Origin of the sequence: Chryseobacterium sp. WG23 (assembly GCF_024586575.1) — a bacterium.
In the GTDB taxonomy this organism is placed as follows: Bacteria; Bacteroidota; Bacteroidia; order Flavobacteriales; family Weeksellaceae; genus Chryseobacterium.
On sequence record NZ_JALCZE010000008.1, the window covers coordinates 98,688 to 116,090 of the forward strand.

A 17,403-nucleotide genomic window follows, 5' to 3' on the forward strand; every position below is an offset into this window, starting at 1 on the left:
ACTTGCAACCATACTTTAAATCTCTCATAATAGAATTAAAGTATTTATCTTACATTTTTTTGTAATTTAGTTTAAAGTATATGTATTTTAATTTAAAGCTGAATTAAAGGCACTTTATGTAAAATACTATTACTTCAGGATCAGCAAAACTGAAAATACAACTCATGAATTTAACAGATTTAAATAATTTACAACAAGAGGCCGTTACCAGTGACAGCCAACGTCTTTTGGTTCTTGCAGGTGCGGGCTCAGGCAAAACGAAAACCCTTTTACAGAAGCTCATCTATTTAATTGAAGAAAAAGGGATAAGCCCTTCAAGCATACTAGCAATTACTTTCACGAAAAATGCAACCAATGAAATGATTGACCGACTTATCATTTCAGCTGATAAAAGTGGTAAATATGAAAAACAGCTGTCAGACAAAGAAAAAAACAATATCGATAAAAATAAAGAACGATATATTCAACAGAAAAAATATAAGTGGATAGACGGGTTAACAATAAAAACATTTCACGGCTTTTGCTATAACATCCTGCGCAATTACGGGGTCAATGAATTTGATAACAAATTCAAAATTATCGGAGATGAAAGACCTGACGAAGACGATGAGTTAACAAAAAATACAGCTCCGGAAGCAACTTTTGATGTAATGCATAAAATTTTAATAGAACAATGTGAAGACGTTGATTATCTTTTAAAACTTAAACGATATCTTCTTGACTACATTATTGATAAAATCCATTTAAGAGAATTCAGTTCTAAGTATATAGCAAAAGATGGAAAATATTTTACAACCCTTAACGGAACGAGAGTTTCTTCTAAATCTGAACAGTTCATTGCCGATTGGTTTTATCGTCATGGTATCCAATTTGAATATGAGCCAAGGCTCAATATAAAAGATTTTTATTTCAATCCTGATTTCTATATTCCTGATGCCAATTTATATATTGAACATGTCAGCGACAAAAGCTATTCCATGAAAAACAAAGAAGAACAGTTTAAAAAAGGAAACTTGCTGTTTGTTAAAACTTTCGATGGCATGACGAAAGATTCTGCGCAGATTAATTATACTCTTGATAAAATTATCAAAAACCGTTTACCTGCAAATCTTCACAAAACAACTTCCATAAACTTCAAAGAAGAATTTAATGGCTACCATGAAAATATAAAGGATTTTATCCGGCTGATCATTCGTGTAACAGATATGATTAAAGTAGAAAACATCAATATCGATACTGTTTTAGAAAATGCAGGACAGGATCAACACGAACGGGTCCGAAATTTTTATGAATTGGCTATCCCTATTGTAAAGGGATATAACTGTTATTGTACAAACAAATCTTATCTTGATTTTAATGATCTGATCTCACGAAGTATCTCTTTGTTTCAAAATCAAGATGATATTGCAAACAAATACAAAAACAAATTTCAGTATATTTTAGTGGATGAATTCCAGGATGTAAATAACCTACAAGTTGAGCTTATCAAGCTGTTGCTTACCAAGAATACGCAACTTTTTTGCGTGGGTGATGACTGGCAAAGTATTTATGGATTTAGAGGCTCAAATGTTAGTTATATTGTTGAGTTTGAAAATCACTTTAAAGATGCCAGGACGATAAAGCTTAACTTAAATTATCGGAGTACGCAGAATATCGTCGGTGCAAGTAATGAGGTTATAAGGCATAACAAATTTAAAATTGATAAGGATGTTCAGGCGGCAAAAAAGTCAGAGCATAAAATTGTTGTGTATTCAGGCAATACTGAAGAAGACAATATACAATTCTGTATTGACAAGGTTAAAGAGCTGTTAGATGAAGGAATAAACAATGATGAAATTTTATTTCTCTATAGAAGAAATAAAATGTTCTCACCATATACATACAAATTTAAAAATAAGAACATCCCTATCCAAGGCAAGACAATTCATGCTTCCAAAGGACTTGAAGCGAAAGTTGTTTTCATTATCGGTTTAACAGAAGGAAGTGGAGGTTTTCCTGATATCTGGCTTGAAGACAGAATATTTCAGGTTATAAAAAAAGCCAATCATGATCTTCTAATGGAAGAAGAAAGAAGATTATTTTATGTCGCTATTACAAGAGCTAAAGACAAGCTTTTCCTAATTACTGAAAAGGGGAATGAATCAAGTTTTCTGAAAGAAATTCCGGAAACTTTTACAGTTAGAACAACAACTGCAATCAAATCTGTCATTGATAAAGTAATCATTTGTACAAATTGTTACAGCCAATTGGAAAAACTTCATCAGTATTGCCCATACTGTGGGCAAAAAGTAGAAGAACAAACTTTATAAAGGTTAATATTATAAGTAATTTAACGTCAACTCTAACAATTTTTTCTTATCTTTAGGTAACAAAATTAAAGGCTTATGATAAATATTGTATTACCCGTAGATTTTGGGGATAAGACAGAACAGCTGGTAGAAGGTGCCATCAAATTTGCCAAACAGCTTAATGGTAGAATTTATCTGATTCATGTAGCTCCATCTGATATCGGATTTGCGATCGGAGATATGGGATTTCAATATTTTCCGGAAGTGGAAGCGAATGAGATCAGAGAAGAACTTGTTCAGCTTAATAAAATTGAGCAGAGAATTATTGCCCATGATATTGATTGTGAACATCTTCTGAAACAAGGACTTGCTAAAGATATAATCATTGAATATGCAAAGGATAAAAATGCTGATTATATTGTTATGGGATCACATGGAAGAAGCGGCATTTATGACGTATTTGTAGGCAGCCTTACAAAAGGACTTACGAAAAATTCGCCTGTTCCGGTTTTAGTCCTTCCTATCCATGACTAAAAAAAATTAAATTTTAATCGTTAGTAATAAAAAAACCGATCAAATAATTTCATTTGATCGGTTTTTTACTATATAACCAATTAATTAACCTTCTTTTTTATAGATTTTTGGATCGTAGTAAGGATTCTTACCTTCCGTAGGAGAATAATAGTCTTTATCTTTATTACCGCCTAATGTAGCTACCAGCACATAACACCAATACGTAAACATCACACAGCAAACAATAAATAAAATCCAGTTTAAAACATTACCAAAGGTCTCAAAGAACCCAAAAGACCATTTGAAAACTTTGCTTAAGAATAGAAAGAAAGACGTCATTATTTTCCTTTTTTAAATTAACTTTGTACAAATTTATAAAAAATGTTTAAATTACTTTCAAAAGAAAGCAATATTTTTTCAATTCCTGTTTATATTGGTTTTCTTCTTTTAGTAGTAATAATATTTAACATACTGAATCTCAATACATATGAGGCTATTGTTGCAGGGATAACTTTTCTGGGAATTGCTTTGGGATATTTTTGTTTTCACAGTATTGCTCTTAATTATCAAACTCATTTGCCGTTATTTCTGTATACGGTTTTTATTTTTGGGCTCTATCCGGGAAATTTAGATATTGGAATTGCAGTTTCCCTGCTTACCAATTCTTTTCTTCTCCTTCTTCTGACCAGTGCGGATGAAGACATCAGAAAAAAGTCATATGTATTGGTGGGCGCTATTGTGGCATTGAATTTTATATTCCTTCCCACTACCTGGCCTATGGCTGTTTTTGTAATCATCCACGTGGTGGCTACATCTGCAAAAATAGGATTAAACCTTTTCAGGTTTCTGTTAGGAATGGTACTGATTGTATTCAGTTATTTTTCGGTGATGTATTTTGTTCAGTTTACTTCATGGAACATAGATTATTTTCCATTTGGAAGAATGAGACCTGTAACGGATTATACAGAGCTATTACCATTGACCCCTATTGTTCTTATGCTCATTTATGCAGTATATGACCATTTTAAAAATTATAATAAGAAAAGCCCGATAAGCAGATATAAGTATACATTCTTACTGGTTTTTTCCGTTGCTCAGCTTGTAACGATTATTCTATATATGAATACAAATTATGAATATCTGTTGCTTTTAGCGTTCCCTTCAAGTATTATTCTGAGCAGAATGATGAGATTTTTACCAAAATATTGGATGCGGGAAGCTGGCTTATGGCTTATTATTATCAGTTTACTTGGCTTTAAAGCAGGTACAGTTTTTGATTTATTTTAAAAAATTATGATTCAGATAGACGATAAATTGATTTCCGAGGATATTTTTTCCGAAGAATTTGTTTGCAACCTTAGCAAGTGTAAGGGTGCATGTTGTGTGGAAGGAGATGTAGGAGCTCCGTTGGATAAAGACGAGCTTGAGATTTTAGACCGTATTTTTGATAAAGTAAAGCCCTATCTTACTCAGGAAGGAGTGAAAGCCCTTGAAGAACAGGGAACATGGACTACTGATCCACACGACGGAATGTATGTTACTCCCATGGTGGAGGACCGTGAATGTGCTTATGTAACTTTTGATGATAAAGGAATTACCAAATGTGGGATTGAAAAAGCCTATGAAGATGGTGCTGTAGACTGGCAGAAGCCTATCTCCTGTCACCTCTATCCTATCAGGATTACAGAATACTCTACCTTCACTGCTTTAAACTATCATGAATGGAATGTATGCAGTGATGCCTGCGCCCTTGGAAAAGAACTTCAGGTTCCTGTTTATAAATTCCTGAAAACACCATTGACCAGAAAATATGGTGAAGATTTTTATAATGTTCTAAGTGAAGCCGCTGAAGAATGGAAAAAAGAATATGGTTCTTAAATTATTTTTACAAAACAAAAGCCGGAATATCCGGCTTTTGTTTTGTAAAAATTCTTATTTGAAATCAGCGTCCGTTACTCCGGAATTGATCACCAATTTTGTTGTTTTGATATTCACTTTCTGGCCTCTTCCTTCAGCATCTACCTCAGCAGGGAATTGAATTCCGTCAACAGTCATATAGCTCTTTACGGTTACATTTCCTTCACCGGAAAGAGTCTTATACAAAAGTCCTGTAGTGGTATCAAAGTAAAATTTACCTTTGTCTGAAGACAGTACATTATAATTTTTACCATCCAAATTCTCCACGGTTACAGACTGGAAATTAGCAGCATCAAAAGCTAAGGCATCTACAGGCCTTCCTTTTTTTAAATCAGCAATCTTATCTGCAGGAATATCTGTTTTCTTTCCCATCTGATCAAAATACCCTTTCTCGCCATCGAAAAGCTGAACCATCTGCTGTCCCATTAAAGACTGAACAGATTTAAATTTATTCCCTAGCTTCTTAGTTGACATGGTAATTTCCATCCCCTGTACACTCAGTGTATTATCTGTAATAGTAGATTTTACAGCCTCTAATTTATCTTTACCACCCAATGCCTTAAAATAATTATCTATTACTTCTTTAGCGGTCAGTTTAGATGTTGTGGCTTCTGTTTTAACAGAAGCTGCCTCTTTCTTCTGAGCAGCAGCCGGAACTGAGAACAGCACAGCGCAGAAAAAAGGAATGATAATCTTTTTCATATATGTAATAATAAGTTTAGAGGGTAAATATATGAATATTGGCCGACATACGCCGAGAGCACCACTAAATAAAAAAACCGCCAGAAACTGACGGTTTTAAAATATTATATTGGATATAATTATTTTTTAAGTTCTTCTAAAAATTCGTCGTGAGAAATTTTAGTTTCTTTTTTTGTTGCTTTTTCAAGAATAACATCTTTCAATTTAGCCATAGCTACTTCAGAAGAGATCTGTCTTACTTGTTCCTGATCTTTTAGCATCTCAACAGCATATTTCTGGATTTCCTCATCCCCAAGGTGGTGGATTCCGTAGATCGCCAATTGATTTTTTACTAACTGCTCAGCTTGTGCCAATACATCAGCATAATCTAACTGAATTTCGTTTTCAGTCATCAATTTACCTTCGATGATCTGATATCTTAATTGGTTTTTCTCAGCTTCTAAGATTTCTTTGGCCTGCTGCTCAGACTGAATGTTTTGGTTAGAGAATAGTAACCATTTTACAAGGAACGTCTCAGGAAGTTTTACTTCTTCTTTTTCTGTTACCTGCTCCAATACTTTATTCACAAAGTGAACATCAGCATTCTGTTGGAAATACTCATCTAATTCAGTTTTTACTTTTTCCTTAAGTTCCTCCTCAGACTTGATTGTTCCTTCGCCGTATACTTTGTTGAATAAGTCTTCGTTAAGCTCAGCTAGGTTTAATGAATAGAAGTCTTTTACTTTTACTTCTACCTCATTGTGGTGTAAATGCTCTACTTCTTCCTTGCTGAATCCTAATCCTTTAGCTAATTCTTCATCACCAGCAAGAGTTTCTTTAGAAACTTTTACAGACTCATCCATTTTCAAAGCTTTTACTAATTTGAAAGCTTCTTTGTTTTCAGCAGTCACTGTAACATTCTTTGGGTGGTGGTGGTGCTCTCCTTCAGCATCTTCTTCCACAACCTGAGAAACCTCTAAAGCGATATAAGAATCTTTAGTGATTTTATCTTGAGGAACCTGCTCAGCAAAACGCTTCTGCATGTTTTCAATACTCTTGTTGATTTCTTTTTCAGAAGCTTCTACTTTGTAGTGAGGAGCTTCATATTTAGCTAAATCTATAGTAAACTCAGGCTCATACCCTACTTCAAAAGCAACCTCAATCTTATCAGCGTTGTAATCTAATTCATTAACGGGCTGAGGAACTGGCTGACCAACTAATCTTAATTTGTTTTCATTAACATAGCTGTTCAAAGCATCAGAAACTTGCTTGTTGATTTCTTCAAATGCAATCCCTGCTTCATATTGTTTTTTAACCATACTTAAAGGCACTTTCCCTTTTCTGAATCCAGGAACTTGCGCATTTTTAGCATAATTAATCAACTGCTTTTCTACTTTTTCTTTGTAGTCAGATTTCTCCAATGTTACAGTAAGCAATGAACTTACGTCATCATGGTTTTGTGCGGTAACCTTCATTATTGATTAAAATTTTAGGTTGCAAAAATATGAATTTTTTATGAGAATAACTCATTTCAAATAAATTCTTAGCCTTCAAATATTTATAAAGTAGAAAACCACTGAATGATCAGTGGTTTTACGAAATATGATATTTAAAATTTGTATTCTCTTAAGGTCTGTTTAGTTGATAATCCCATAAGTAGCCTGAGCATCTGTTTCACCTCCGGTCTGCTGTCCGTATACCACTCCGTTGCCACTTACTGCAGAAGCTTCAGAAACCGTTTGAGGTTCATGATAAAGCGTTAAAATCAACTGGCTTTGTACTGATGCGTTCTTAATGGCTTTAGTAACCACCCATTTTGTTTTCAAACCTACATGATTATGGTCTGCTCTTGTGGAGCTCGCATCATCAGTACGGGTAAGAGTCAAGTCAGAATTAGGAAAGTTGAATACTAAAAAGTGCTCATCTTTTGCATCTTTGATCTCCTGAGTAGAATCTTCATCTCCATTTTTAAACTGTACTTCCACTTCATATGTTTTCCCATCTACCAGACTTATCGGCTGTGCTCCACCTGCTCCAACACTATAATTATAAGTTGTTGTTGTTTGTGCTGCCACATCCTTAACCAGTAAAATAATATTGGTAAGATCTTCTTGCGGAAGGTCGTCCTCTTCTGATGCATTATCTCTCTGACAAGACATTACAGAGAAAGTAATGAATAAAACGGTTAATAATCTGGTGATATTTTTAGTATTGAATAAATTGTTCATTTTTTTGATTTAAGATTAAAATTTTTGTTTTTAAGATTGAATATTAGAAACGGTATCTAAAATTCAGAATGAAGTTTCTTCCTGCTTCGTCTGCAAAAAAGCGCATACGGTTAAGATAATTTCTGTATGAAACATTAAAAATGTTGTTTACAATAAGCCCTGCAGAAAGATTTTTGCTAAGATTAATTCCAGTCCCTATATTCCAAAGGGAAAACCCTGCTGGCGGTGTACTTAGATCCACCGTTTTTTCAACCTCCACACCGTTTTCATAAATGATAACTGAAGCATTGTGAACAGGAAATCTACTTTGCTTTAAAAAGGTCTGATTTTCAAGATTGAAATAAAAATTGTTCCAGTTCTCTTTTTTAAACTGTAATCCATTGGAGAAATTAGGAGGCATCATGAGAATCAGCGGTTCATTGTGGGTATCATCCTGCCCATACAGATAGCTTCCTTTACCTGTATAAGTAAGGTTATCTGTAAGCTTCCAGTTAATATCCAGGTCTACACCATACATTTTTGCATCAATCTGTTGGTATGACCACACCGGAAATACTCCCCTTATTGTATTCTGTACTCCCGTTGGTATTTCATTAATAAAGTTTTTGGTAATGAAAAAGTAAGGGTTTACAGAAACATTCAATCCTTTAAGTACATTGAATTTTACATCTGCAGTAAGGTTAAACTGATGTCCGTCTTCATTTTTCAATCCCATATCCCCTATTTCTATTACCGCTGCGGAATGGTGTAATCCATCAGAAAATAACTCTGCAATATTGGGTGTTCGCCCTACTTTTGCATAGTTAAATTTCAAATTAAAATAAGCATTCGGATGATATTCCAGGCCTGCATTAAATGATACATTCTGATAATTAATTTTTGGACGTGTCAGCACTCTGTTTTTATCCGTTTTAATGTAGAACTCATTATACGAATCAGCGTATCTGTTGTTCCAGTCACTTTTATCATACCATTTCGTTACATCATAACGGGTAAAATCATATCTTACGCCAGCCTCAGCATTCAATTCCGGTGAAATTTTATATTTAAAGACAGAATATATTCCCGCTGCATATTTGTCATAATTAGGAATCAGACGTCTTGCTTTGGTGGCCGGATCCGAATAATTATTCTGAAAACTTGCGTCAATTCCTGTTTCAAGAGACCATTTTTCTCTTTCCAATAAATCATTAAGGTTAAATTGGTGGGTCATCAAGGCAAGATCCAGAGAAGGAATGTCTTTAAGATCACCTCTTCTTACATCATATTCCTGTCTATGGTTATACTGAAAACTGTAAGTCGCAGAAACTTTTCCAATATTTTCAAACCTTTTGAAAGCAGAAACTTTTGCAATATGATGCTCTATAACCTGTCGCGGATTATCAATATCATAGCTAAAGTCACCTGTATAAACCGGAATTTTTAAGGTCATCGCATTATAGAAATCATTATTGTTTCCTACATGAGAGCCTCTGTAAATTCCTATATTCTGATTGGTAAGATAATAGTCAAAAGAAATTCCTTTGTCATATTCATTTTTCTGCACGGTAAAATTAAAGGATGAAAAATCCATTCCTGTATTCATCAGGTTATAATCAGGAGTATGCTGATCACCCAGCTTTCTAATACTTCCTCCTGATTTTACCGCCCAGCCGTTTTTCCATATTTTGGCAACATCTACATCCAGACCCAAGCCTCTTCCGTTTGAAATCCCTGAAAGATTCACTGATCCTTTTACGGTATCTTTTTTAGGGAAAATCTCCGGCTCCATTACGACAACACCACCTATGGCATCACTCCCGTACTTCAAAGCAGAAGCTCCTTTGATCACATCAATATGCTGAAAATTGTTGATATCTACATTGGGAGCATGCTCCACACCCCATTCCTGCTCAGCAAGCTTTACCCCATTATTGAGAATGGAAATACGGCTCCCATATAAACCATGGATAATAGGTTTTGCAATATTATTTCCCGTCTTTAAGGTGGCTACTCCCGATATTTTAGAAAGTAGATTCCCCAGGTTATCTGTGGCATTTCGTTCTATTTCTTTTTTATCAATAGTCTTCACAATTAAAGATCCGTTGGATTTATGATTTCCGTGTATGGTAACGGTTTCAATATCATTACTATGATGTTCCAGAGTGATAACCAAGTGAATATCCTGATCAACTTTTATATTTTCAGTATAATCATGACAATCAGGATGCTGTGCCGTAAGTGAATATTCTCCGGCAGGGATTTTATCAAAAGAAAATTTACCTTTCTTATCTGTTTTTACTGTAGAACCTCCCATTTTCACCACTGCATTTTCCAGCATTGTTTTATCATGAAAATCCTGAACGGTTCCTTGTACAGTGTACATTTTCTGTGCACTCGTAAATACTGATCCGCAAAAGATCAGTAACAGGCAATATATCAATTTCATTATAAATAGATTGATTGCGTACCCTTTAACAGGTACATTTTTCGTTAAAATTTGTTGAATGGGCTTATCCTATTTGTACATGTATAATGTATAATGTAAAAAGTACAATGTATTAATGATGAAAGAAGGAGGGGATTAGAAATACAGGCTGGAAACCGATAATCGAAAAAATAATACAACTATCAATAAGCAACTATTGTATAACACCTCAAACTTTGGGTATTAACCATTGAACTTTAAAGCACGAAACTTTAAACCCAATATGAATGTATTGATTATGAAATTGCGGGAGGTCCCCGAAGCTGAAATGTAAACTTGGTCTGTGACCAGATTTTCTCCTGAACGGCGATGATTTGTTTTACTTCATGAGTATAGTGCTCAAAAGTAAAACTGAATTCTTCAGGAGCTAAGGTATGTCCGGTAACCAAAAAGTGGCAGGCCAGACAATCGCCAGCTTTCTCTTTAGTAATAGCTTTTGTAATCGTATTCTCTGTTTTTTTAAGGTTAAACCCTTTAAAATAATCCACAGAATCATGATGGTGAAAGCTTTGAGAAAGCAGGGCGAGGAAATATACTCCAAACAATAGCTTGGAGATAAAACTCTTCAGATTTCTGCTTTCTTTTAAAATCATTCTTCAAAATTATGAAAATAATTTAACTCTGGGACTACCCTTTTATTAAATTACTTTTATGCTTACTGACAATAGGTAGAAATGAATGGTCCTATGTTACAAAAAAAGCTTCATAAATTAAAATTATGAAGCTTCTATATTTTCGTTTAGTTAACCTGAGTTCCCAGATACTCCCATTCTTGCAACGCGGAATCTAATTCTTCTTTAGTTTTATTGTATTTCTCCAACGTTTCATCAGAAGGATTTTCTTTGGCAAAAGAAGCTTCCATTTCTTCTACCTTAATTTCAAGTTCGGAAATTTTTTCTTCTACCTTTTTAATTTTATTCTGTATATTTTTCTGTTCCTTGCTTACAATCGTTGACTGATTGCCTGCTACAGGTTTTGCTTCCGCTTTCTTCGCCTCTGCTTTTGGTTCTTCATTGTGAAGCTTAGCTTTTTCTGCAGAAATCTCTCTGATGGTTTCTTTTTGTCTGTATTCCAGATATTCATTGATATCACCAAGGAATTCTTTCATTTTTCCATCACGGAATTCATAGATTTTATCACAAAGCCCCTGAAGGAATTCTCTATCGTGAGAGATGACAATCAGTGTTCCTTCAAAGTTCTGTAAGGCCAGCTTTATAATCTCCTTAGACTGGATATCCAGGTGGTTGGTAGGTTCATCCATAATCAACGTATTGAAAGGACGAAGTAATAGTTTACAAAGTGCCAGACGGTTTCTCTCTCCTCCGGAAAGTACTTTTGTTTTTTTAGAAACGGCCTCTCCCTGAAACAGGAAAGATCCTAATAAATCTCTTACTCTAGGTCTTGTTTCTTCCGTAGCAGCATCTTCTGCTTCTTCCAATACTGTTTTATTGGGTGTTAAAACCTCTTCCTGATTTTGAGCAAAATAACCTATGTTTACATTATGTCCAAGATTCCAGGAACCTGAATAGTCTTTAATATCTCCGGCCAGAATTTTAGCTAAAGTAGTTTTCCCTTGTCCGTTCTGTCCTAGAAGTGCAATTCTGTCTCCTCTCTGAACGATGAAATCTACATCATCAAAAATTTGTTTTTTTCCGTATGCTTTTCCTAAATGCTCTGCTTCAAAAATAACTTTTCCGGGAACCATAGACTGTACGAAACGGATATTGAATTTTGAAACGTCTTCATTATCAACTTCGATACGCTCAATTTTATCTAACTTTTTAATAAGGGACTGAGCAAAAGAGGCCTTAGTAGCACTGGCTCTGAACTTATTAATATTGTCTTCCATCTGCTTGATTTCCGCATCCTGATTCTTTTTAGCCTGAATCAGTTTCTCACGGCGGTCTTCACGCATGATCAGATATTTTGTATAATTGGCTTTGTAATCGTCTACTTTTCTGTTGTTGATATCAAAAGTTCGGTTACAAACAGCCGTCATGAACTGCTTATCGTGACTTACCAGAACGATTGCTCCCGGATAGTCTTTCAGGAAGTTTTCCAGCCAGATGATGGATTCCATATCCAGGTGGTTAGTAGGCTCATCGAGAAGCATAATGTCATTCTTTTGAAGAAGCAATTTTGCCAGTTCGATTCTCATTCTCCATCCTCCTGAAAATTCATCGGTAATCTTTTGGAAGTCATCCGCTTTAAAACCTAAACCAAACAGTACCTTTTCCATATCCCCTTCAAGATTGTAGGCATCATGGTTCATTAAAAGGTCATTCAGCTCGGTCATTTTATTAATCAGATCTGTGTAAGAATCGCTTTCATAGTCGGTTCTTGTTGCCATCTGGTGATTCACCTCTTCAAGCTCATTTTTCCAGGCATTGATTTGCTCAAAAGCCTGCATGGTTTCGTTCCAAACGGTTCTTCCTTTTACAAAGTCAAGATCCTGTTTCAGGAAACCTATTGTTGCGCTTCCTTCAGCTACAACATCTCCTTCGAAGAAGTTAATTTCCCCTGAAAGCATTTTCAATAAAGTGGATTTCCCTGCTCCATTTTTACCGACTAAACCAATTTTATCGTCTTTTTTAATCGTGAAATTTACATTTTGAAACAAATAATTTCCCGAATGATGTAATCCTAAACCTTGAACCGAAAGCATTTTTTAAAGTAATAATTAATAATGAATAATGAATTTTCGAGGGCAAAAATACGGAAAAAGAAATGAAATAGTCCAGAAATAAAAAAACTGCCCTTTTCGGACAGTTTTTAATCCAGATTCAAAACTTACTTTATCGTTTTAAAACATAGATTTCTGCATTTACATCTGAAACTTCCAGGACTTGTAACGTTTCAAAAGTTCTATCCCGGAGTAAGCGGCGGTGTTTTCTGTCCCGCTTCTACCATGGCAATCATTTCTTCAAGACTTTCTGCAGCCTCTTTATACTTTACCTGTCTGATCCCGTGGTGAGACCCTATTTCATTTTGCAATTCGTTCAAAGTAGTCGCCTCGGACATTGTAATCGGTTTGCTGCCGTTTTTAATACTGATCTCGTAATTACAAGTGTCTAAAAGTTTATTTGCTTTTTTAAGCCATGCTGAAACTGTCATAATATGTTGTTTTTTGGGGTTAAAAAATATTGGACTAAATATGCTGAAGGTTTATAGAGCTAAGCCCATTTGATGGTATATAGTTCTGCTATATTTTTAGGTCTTGTTTCCAAACCATCGGCCTCAACATCTGTTTTTGAAGTACTTTTTGTATCGATTATACTCATAGGAGCCGGCCCGTTTCCAGGAGGAATCATTGCTGTTGTAGAAAACCTTAAGCCATGATCATGTTTTTTAAAAATATCATTTTCAAAAGTACTGACATGGTCTCCTGTAATGGTTCCTGTTCCGGGCGCTTTTCTTTCTGTAGCATTCATGTCTACTGTAGCCTGATTATTCCATGCCCGGCTGAAATATCCGCGCATATCCAATAACAAAGAAAATCCGTTGGGTCCTTTTCCGAACCTATAATTAAGTATTGAATTTAATCTTGTGTAATTGGCATCCAGTTCAACAGGAGCATTACACAATGAAAATTCTCCTTCTGGGGCAAATTCCGTAGCGATATACTGTCTGCGTTCTCCTATCACGCCCCGAATGATACAGGGAAGGTTTTTAAGAGCAAGCAAGCCTAAATTGGTACAGCATCGTGAAATTCTTATTTCGGCATTTGGAATTTTTGATAAAACACTAAGGATAAGCTTTGTTGCTGAAGGATTGATTAGATGTAGCAGATTTAATTCGTGATCTCCTGTTTGGGATACGGTAACCGAACTGGAATCTATGCCATCTGATAATTGTACCGTTACTTCTCCGCTCACTTTTAAATTTAAAATAACCTGAGCAGAAACGGTTTCTCCCGGCAGCATCTGTTTCCATCTTGGAAATTCATGAAGAGCCTGGCTGAAAGACATTTCATCGTAAGTTTGACTTTTTAGAATAACCAACTGATTAGCATTTGAATCAAAAGAAATTTTTCCATTGGCTCCGCTATCACTATATAGCCATCCATCAGGAATACCATAAATGATGGCCCCATTCCTTGATATCTGATTGCTGAAATACCGGAAATCATCATTATACACTAAATTATTTTGTCCTAATGCGTATAGATAATCTTCTGTTGTGTAATTTATTTTTCCCATGACTATTTATTTTTTTTGAGGAAGTTTTCCCATTTTGAATACATTAGTAGCTGAATCAAAATACACATCTGTATCCTCCTGAAAATCAATAGTGAGATATTTATTCATTGTAATATTTTTCGTTTTACTATCAGAATAAACTAGATCAGAAGGTACTAAAAGAGAGGAAGAAATGGCCATATTGGAGGAGATTCCACTTGCCGTGAAGAGCCACAGCTCGTCACTATAGTCAAAATAAATAATAGTATTTACAGAAGCAGAATCTGCATTGCAAACTCCAAAAGTCCCGTTTATTTTCTGGGAAATGCCAGGAAATAAAATAGAACCTGAAGTGTTATCTATTCCCAACATTTCTGCAGGGCAATCGTCAGGAACACCATAAAAACCTATATTTGAGACTGAGTACCTTTTCCCGTACTGTGCATCTGTTGACACATTTTCTTTATAAACAGACATCGTTTGAGGCTCAATCCTGCTTGCCAATGCTTTCCAGCAATCTGAGAAAGTACATGGATTGTTATTAATAAAAGGAGCGAAAGCAAGACATATATACTTCAAATCTGCTGTCCCGGGATAAGACCTTATGATACCTACCATCTGATTGGTATTGGTCAAATAATTTATTCCGTTTTTATCGAAATATATGTTTAATGTAATATCCATAATAAAATCCCGAAGGAACCAGATCCTTCGGGAAGATTTATTTTTTTTAGAAAATATTTAATAGCTGCGTCAATGATTCTCCTGAAGATACAGGATTCACAGGTGCTCCTCCAGGTACACTTTCAATACCGTAAGTTCCTGCGATCATCTGCAGATCATATTGTATATTCTGAGCACTAAATATAAAATTACATCCGGGTGCTGTAGCATTACCGGTAACAGATCCTGAAGTCATATTAGTTTGCGCTGCAAATAAAACTACTTTTTCGTTAGGCTCCATACTCACAGAACCCTGCGGTGTACATGTAAATGCACAGAAAGGCTGAAATACGCCATTTACCTTTGCAGCAAGTCCTATCGTGATATTCGATGTTCCTGCTCCTCTGTCATTTTTCACAGTAATTACTCCTGCCGGAGCTCCTGAAGTAGTAGAAAAAGAACCATCCTGGTGGAAAGTTACAGCAGTTCCCAAAGGAATTTCGCTGGACAGTGCCTGCATCTGGATGGTTGTATTGGTACCAATATTGGACTTATTGTAAATATATACTTTGTACCTTGGCTCGTAATCAATTTCTACTTCGCCAAACATCTCCTGATAGCCTATAGCAAACCAGGCCGGTACTCCTGTAGAAACCTGATTAGGTCCTGAAGCACCTTTATATCCCATTAATTTGTAATTATTTTCTTGTAGATACTGTAAAATTGTTTTTTGCTCATTTGATGTAAAATCGAAATCAATTGAGAATACAGTAGTGGCTGCTTTTTGAACGAGTGTCTTTTCCATTGGTTTAATTTTTGATGTTCTTACTCTTTTTGATATTGGGCTTTTCAGAATACGCCCTTTGTTCATATTTTTATTTTGAAGCTTCGTTAAATGAACAATTCAAAGTAACGAGAATTAAAAACCAAAAACTACAGTATAAAATACCAAATTCAAGATTCAGTAATTATACCCAATTGATAATAAGTATTTTATAAATAAAAGAGAACATCCAAAGAATGTTCCCTAACCTAAATTTAAAACTGAAAAGTATTGAGATTAATTGTTAAATTCATTCAACCTGATTATTGCTGGAGCTTTTACAACTGAACGAATCCAGATATCGTTATTAGGAACATTGGTCCCGTACAGAAAGTCGGCTACGAAGCTGTCTTCGGGAAGATGAAGTTCAATAGAAAGTCTTTTCTTGCTTTCTTTATCTACCAAGGTACTGCTGGAGACATTCAAACCATTGTTGATCAGTTCCGTATTAATTTCAGATTCTGACCTATTCAGCAACGCATTGCTGTATAATCCAAAATTAGCCGAAATATGGATATAGTCTGCCAGCTCATTATAATTATAAGCCGGCTTTATATCAGTGGAGGTAAATTTCACATGTTCTGTAAGCTGTGTATAAAAATTATTGAGGAAAGGATGTTTCCCGGAATCTGTTTCAAAATATAATGCTGCAAGATCAGCATCGAAAACCACCGCATTTTTATTGGTCTCTTCCAGCATAAGTCTTCCGTATATTTTTGAGAGATGGTTATATACTTTATCCCGGCAGACAAAAGCCTGAGAAAACTGGCCTTCTTTCTCCACCTGATAACCGGAAAATAAGTGTTCCCAAATCCGGTTTCCTCCGGCATCAGTTTTTGCGCTTCTTATATCTGAAACATAATCATTCAGGTCAGTATCATTTACAAAATCTGTAGAGATATAGACCGACTGGGGGCCTTCCAGATATCCACCGCCCACATCTGCATGAGCTCCCGGAACAAATATTTCTTTCCATACGGAATTCCAGTCTTCATATTTTTTGTTCTGTATGGTTTTAGAGTCTTCAAAAAAGCCGGTAAGCGGAAAAAAGAACCGGCATTCATTAATTGCACAAAGGTGAAGCGCTTGCTCTATTGTGTTGGAAAGGCTTAAGTCATAGGTATTAAAAGGTTTGGATTCTACCGTATCAAAAGCACCTAAAAACTTAATTTTAATGTGCATTGATGAATAGTGAGACAAAAGCCGGTTACAGAAAGTCCGGGCCAGCATTCCTCCTCTCCCGAATCCGTATAGGTAGAAATGGTACTCTTTATTTTCATCCCTGATTATTTCCTGTACAAAAGCATCTGCTTTCTGAATTTTATCGTCGGAAGAATATCCGTTACCGTAAGGTGGGTTTGCACAGGTGGCCATAGCAAAGTTATTGTCTTCACCCCCTATTACCGTTCCTATTCCTTCAATATATATTTTTTGATTCCCACGAAATAGGTTGTATAGTTTGTAAATATTGGTAAAAGCACCATAGTAGCTTTCATTATTCTTTAGTGGCTTATCCGGTGAAAAAGCGTTTACTCCATTATTTCCAGTACCATCAAAGAAGATTCCAACAGAAATTATGTTGCTGTCCTCCATTCTTTTTAATCATTTATGTTACAGATTGATCTGCATTGTACATTCAAATTTC

The 17,403-nt window shown here is 35.3% G+C and carries 16 protein-coding genes; 4 read left to right on the forward strand and 12 right to left on the reverse strand.

Annotation, left to right across the window (positions count from 1 at the left end):
• Positions 1–164: 164 nt before the first annotated feature.
• Together MP477_RS13515 and MP477_RS13520 are read left to right on the forward strand one after the other, a co-directional pair.
• Positions 165–2,309: an ATP-dependent helicase gene (locus MP477_RS13515; protein WP_257190826.1), complete on the forward strand. Its 2,145-nt coding sequence runs from the start codon at positions 165–167 to the stop codon at positions 2,307–2,309.
• Positions 2,310–2,384: 75 nt separating this feature from the next.
• Positions 2,385–2,822 (forward strand): universal stress protein, encoded by a 438-nt coding sequence (locus MP477_RS13520; protein WP_230040638.1) that lies wholly within the window; start codon positions 2,385–2,387, stop codon positions 2,820–2,822.
• Between the two features lie 84 nt (positions 2,823–2,906).
• Here MP477_RS13520 and MP477_RS13525 read toward each other — a convergent pair whose 3' ends face one another.
• The gene (locus MP477_RS13525) at positions 2,907–3,140 is read right to left on the reverse strand and encodes a hypothetical protein (protein WP_230040640.1); all 234 of its coding nucleotides are present in this window, start codon (positions 3,138–3,140) and stop codon (positions 2,907–2,909) included.
• Between the two features lie 42 nt (positions 3,141–3,182).
• Between MP477_RS13525 and MP477_RS13530 the strand changes: the two genes are divergently transcribed.
• Together MP477_RS13530 and MP477_RS13535 are read left to right on the forward strand one after the other, a co-directional pair.
• Complete coding sequence (locus MP477_RS13530) at positions 3,183–4,088, forward strand: DUF6427 family protein (protein ID WP_257190827.1); 906 nt, start codon at positions 3,183–3,185, stop codon at positions 4,086–4,088.
• 6 nt (positions 4,089–4,094) lie between these two features.
• On the forward strand, positions 4,095–4,679 hold the full coding sequence (locus MP477_RS13535) for a DUF3109 family protein (RefSeq protein WP_257190828.1): 585 nt from the start codon (positions 4,095–4,097) through the stop codon (positions 4,677–4,679).
• A 54-nt stretch (positions 4,680–4,733) separates the two neighbouring features.
• Here MP477_RS13535 and MP477_RS13540 read toward each other — a convergent pair whose 3' ends face one another.
• The 11 genes from MP477_RS13540 to MP477_RS13590 all read right to left on the reverse strand — a co-directional run bounded on the left by MP477_RS13540 (position 4,734) and on the right by MP477_RS13590 (position 17,351).
• Positions 4,734–5,420: a hypothetical protein gene (locus MP477_RS13540; protein ID WP_257190829.1), complete on the reverse strand. Its 687-nt coding sequence runs from the start codon at positions 5,418–5,420 to the stop codon at positions 4,734–4,736.
• Positions 5,421–5,539: 119 nt separating this feature from the next.
• A complete protein-coding gene (locus MP477_RS13545; RefSeq protein WP_230040653.1) occupies positions 5,540–6,874 on the reverse strand; it encodes a trigger factor in 1,335 nt (444 codons plus the stop codon).
• A 162-nt stretch (positions 6,875–7,036) separates the two neighbouring features.
• Positions 7,037–7,627 (reverse strand): hypothetical protein, encoded by a 591-nt coding sequence (locus MP477_RS13550; RefSeq protein ID WP_257190830.1) that lies wholly within the window; start codon positions 7,625–7,627, stop codon positions 7,037–7,039.
• Positions 7,628–7,670: 43 nt separating this feature from the next.
• The gene (locus MP477_RS13555) at positions 7,671–9,992 is read right to left on the reverse strand and encodes a TonB-dependent receptor (RefSeq protein ID WP_257190831.1); all 2,322 of its coding nucleotides are present in this window, start codon (positions 9,990–9,992) and stop codon (positions 7,671–7,673) included.
• Positions 9,993–10,330: 338 nt separating this feature from the next.
• Positions 10,331–10,687, reverse strand: coding sequence for a hypothetical protein (locus tag MP477_RS13560; RefSeq protein ID WP_257190832.1), 357 nt, complete (start codon positions 10,685–10,687; stop codon positions 10,331–10,333).
• A 146-nt stretch (positions 10,688–10,833) separates the two neighbouring features.
• Complete coding sequence (locus MP477_RS13565) at positions 10,834–12,759, reverse strand: ABC-F family ATP-binding cassette domain-containing protein (RefSeq protein ID WP_230040659.1); 1,926 nt, start codon at positions 12,757–12,759, stop codon at positions 10,834–10,836.
• A gap of 200 nt (positions 12,760–12,959) precedes the next feature.
• Complete coding sequence (locus tag MP477_RS13570; protein WP_230040661.1) at positions 12,960–13,208, reverse strand: hypothetical protein; 249 nt, start codon at positions 13,206–13,208, stop codon at positions 12,960–12,962.
• A gap of 59 nt (positions 13,209–13,267) precedes the next feature.
• Positions 13,268–14,293, reverse strand: a complete 1,026-nt coding sequence (locus MP477_RS13575; RefSeq protein WP_257190833.1) for a hypothetical protein — start codon at positions 14,291–14,293, stop codon at positions 13,268–13,270.
• A 6-nt stretch (positions 14,294–14,299) separates the two neighbouring features.
• Positions 14,300–14,956: a hypothetical protein gene (locus tag MP477_RS13580; protein ID WP_230040664.1), complete on the reverse strand. Its 657-nt coding sequence runs from the start codon at positions 14,954–14,956 to the stop codon at positions 14,300–14,302.
• 46 nt (positions 14,957–15,002) lie between these two features.
• Positions 15,003–15,740, reverse strand: a complete 738-nt coding sequence (locus MP477_RS13585; protein WP_230040666.1) for a hypothetical protein — start codon at positions 15,738–15,740, stop codon at positions 15,003–15,005.
• A 255-nt stretch (positions 15,741–15,995) separates the two neighbouring features.
• A complete protein-coding gene (locus MP477_RS13590) occupies positions 15,996–17,351 on the reverse strand; it encodes a DUF2235 domain-containing protein (protein WP_230040668.1) in 1,356 nt (451 codons plus the stop codon).
• Positions 17,352–17,403 lie beyond the last annotated feature (52 nt).

Excerpts from the sequence above, each read along its gene's own strand:
- MP477_RS13515 (WP_257190826.1), top strand. The coding sequence starts at position 165 with ATGAATTTAACAGATTTAAATAATTTACAACAAGAGGCCGTTACCAGT.
- MP477_RS13520 (WP_230040638.1), top strand. The coding sequence starts at position 2,385 with ATGATAAATATTGTATTACCCGTAGATTTTGGGGATAAGACAGAACAG.
- MP477_RS13525 (WP_230040640.1), bottom strand. The coding sequence starts at position 3,140 with ATGACGTCTTTCTTTCTATTCTTAAGCAAAGTTTTCAAATGGTCTTTT.
- MP477_RS13530 (WP_257190827.1), top strand. The coding sequence starts at position 3,183 with ATGTTTAAATTACTTTCAAAAGAAAGCAATATTTTTTCAATTCCTGTT.
- MP477_RS13535 (WP_257190828.1), top strand. The coding sequence starts at position 4,095 with ATGATTCAGATAGACGATAAATTGATTTCCGAGGATATTTTTTCCGAA.
- MP477_RS13540 (WP_257190829.1), bottom strand. The coding sequence starts at position 5,420 with ATGAAAAAGATTATCATTCCTTTTTTCTGCGCTGTGCTGTTCTCAGTT.
- MP477_RS13545 (WP_230040653.1), bottom strand. The coding sequence starts at position 6,874 with ATGAAGGTTACCGCACAAAACCATGATGACGTAAGTTCATTGCTTACT.
- MP477_RS13550 (WP_257190830.1), bottom strand. The coding sequence starts at position 7,627 with ATGAACAATTTATTCAATACTAAAAATATCACCAGATTATTAACCGTT.
- MP477_RS13555 (WP_257190831.1), bottom strand. The coding sequence starts at position 9,992 with ATGTACACTGTACAAGGAACCGTTCAGGATTTTCATGATAAAACAATG.
- MP477_RS13560 (WP_257190832.1), bottom strand. The coding sequence starts at position 10,687 with ATGATTTTAAAAGAAAGCAGAAATCTGAAGAGTTTTATCTCCAAGCTA.
- MP477_RS13565 (WP_230040659.1), bottom strand. The coding sequence starts at position 12,759 with ATGCTTTCGGTTCAAGGTTTAGGATTACATCATTCGGGAAATTATTTG.
- MP477_RS13570 (WP_230040661.1), bottom strand. The coding sequence starts at position 13,208 with ATGACAGTTTCAGCATGGCTTAAAAAAGCAAATAAACTTTTAGACACT.
- MP477_RS13575 (WP_257190833.1), bottom strand. The coding sequence starts at position 14,293 with ATGGGAAAAATAAATTACACAACAGAAGATTATCTATACGCATTAGGA.
- MP477_RS13580 (WP_230040664.1), bottom strand. The coding sequence starts at position 14,956 with ATGGATATTACATTAAACATATATTTCGATAAAAACGGAATAAATTAT.
- MP477_RS13585 (WP_230040666.1), bottom strand. The coding sequence starts at position 15,740 with ATGGAAAAGACACTCGTTCAAAAAGCAGCCACTACTGTATTCTCAATT.
- MP477_RS13590 (WP_230040668.1), bottom strand. The coding sequence starts at position 17,351 with ATGGAGGACAGCAACATAATTTCTGTTGGAATCTTCTTTGATGGTACT.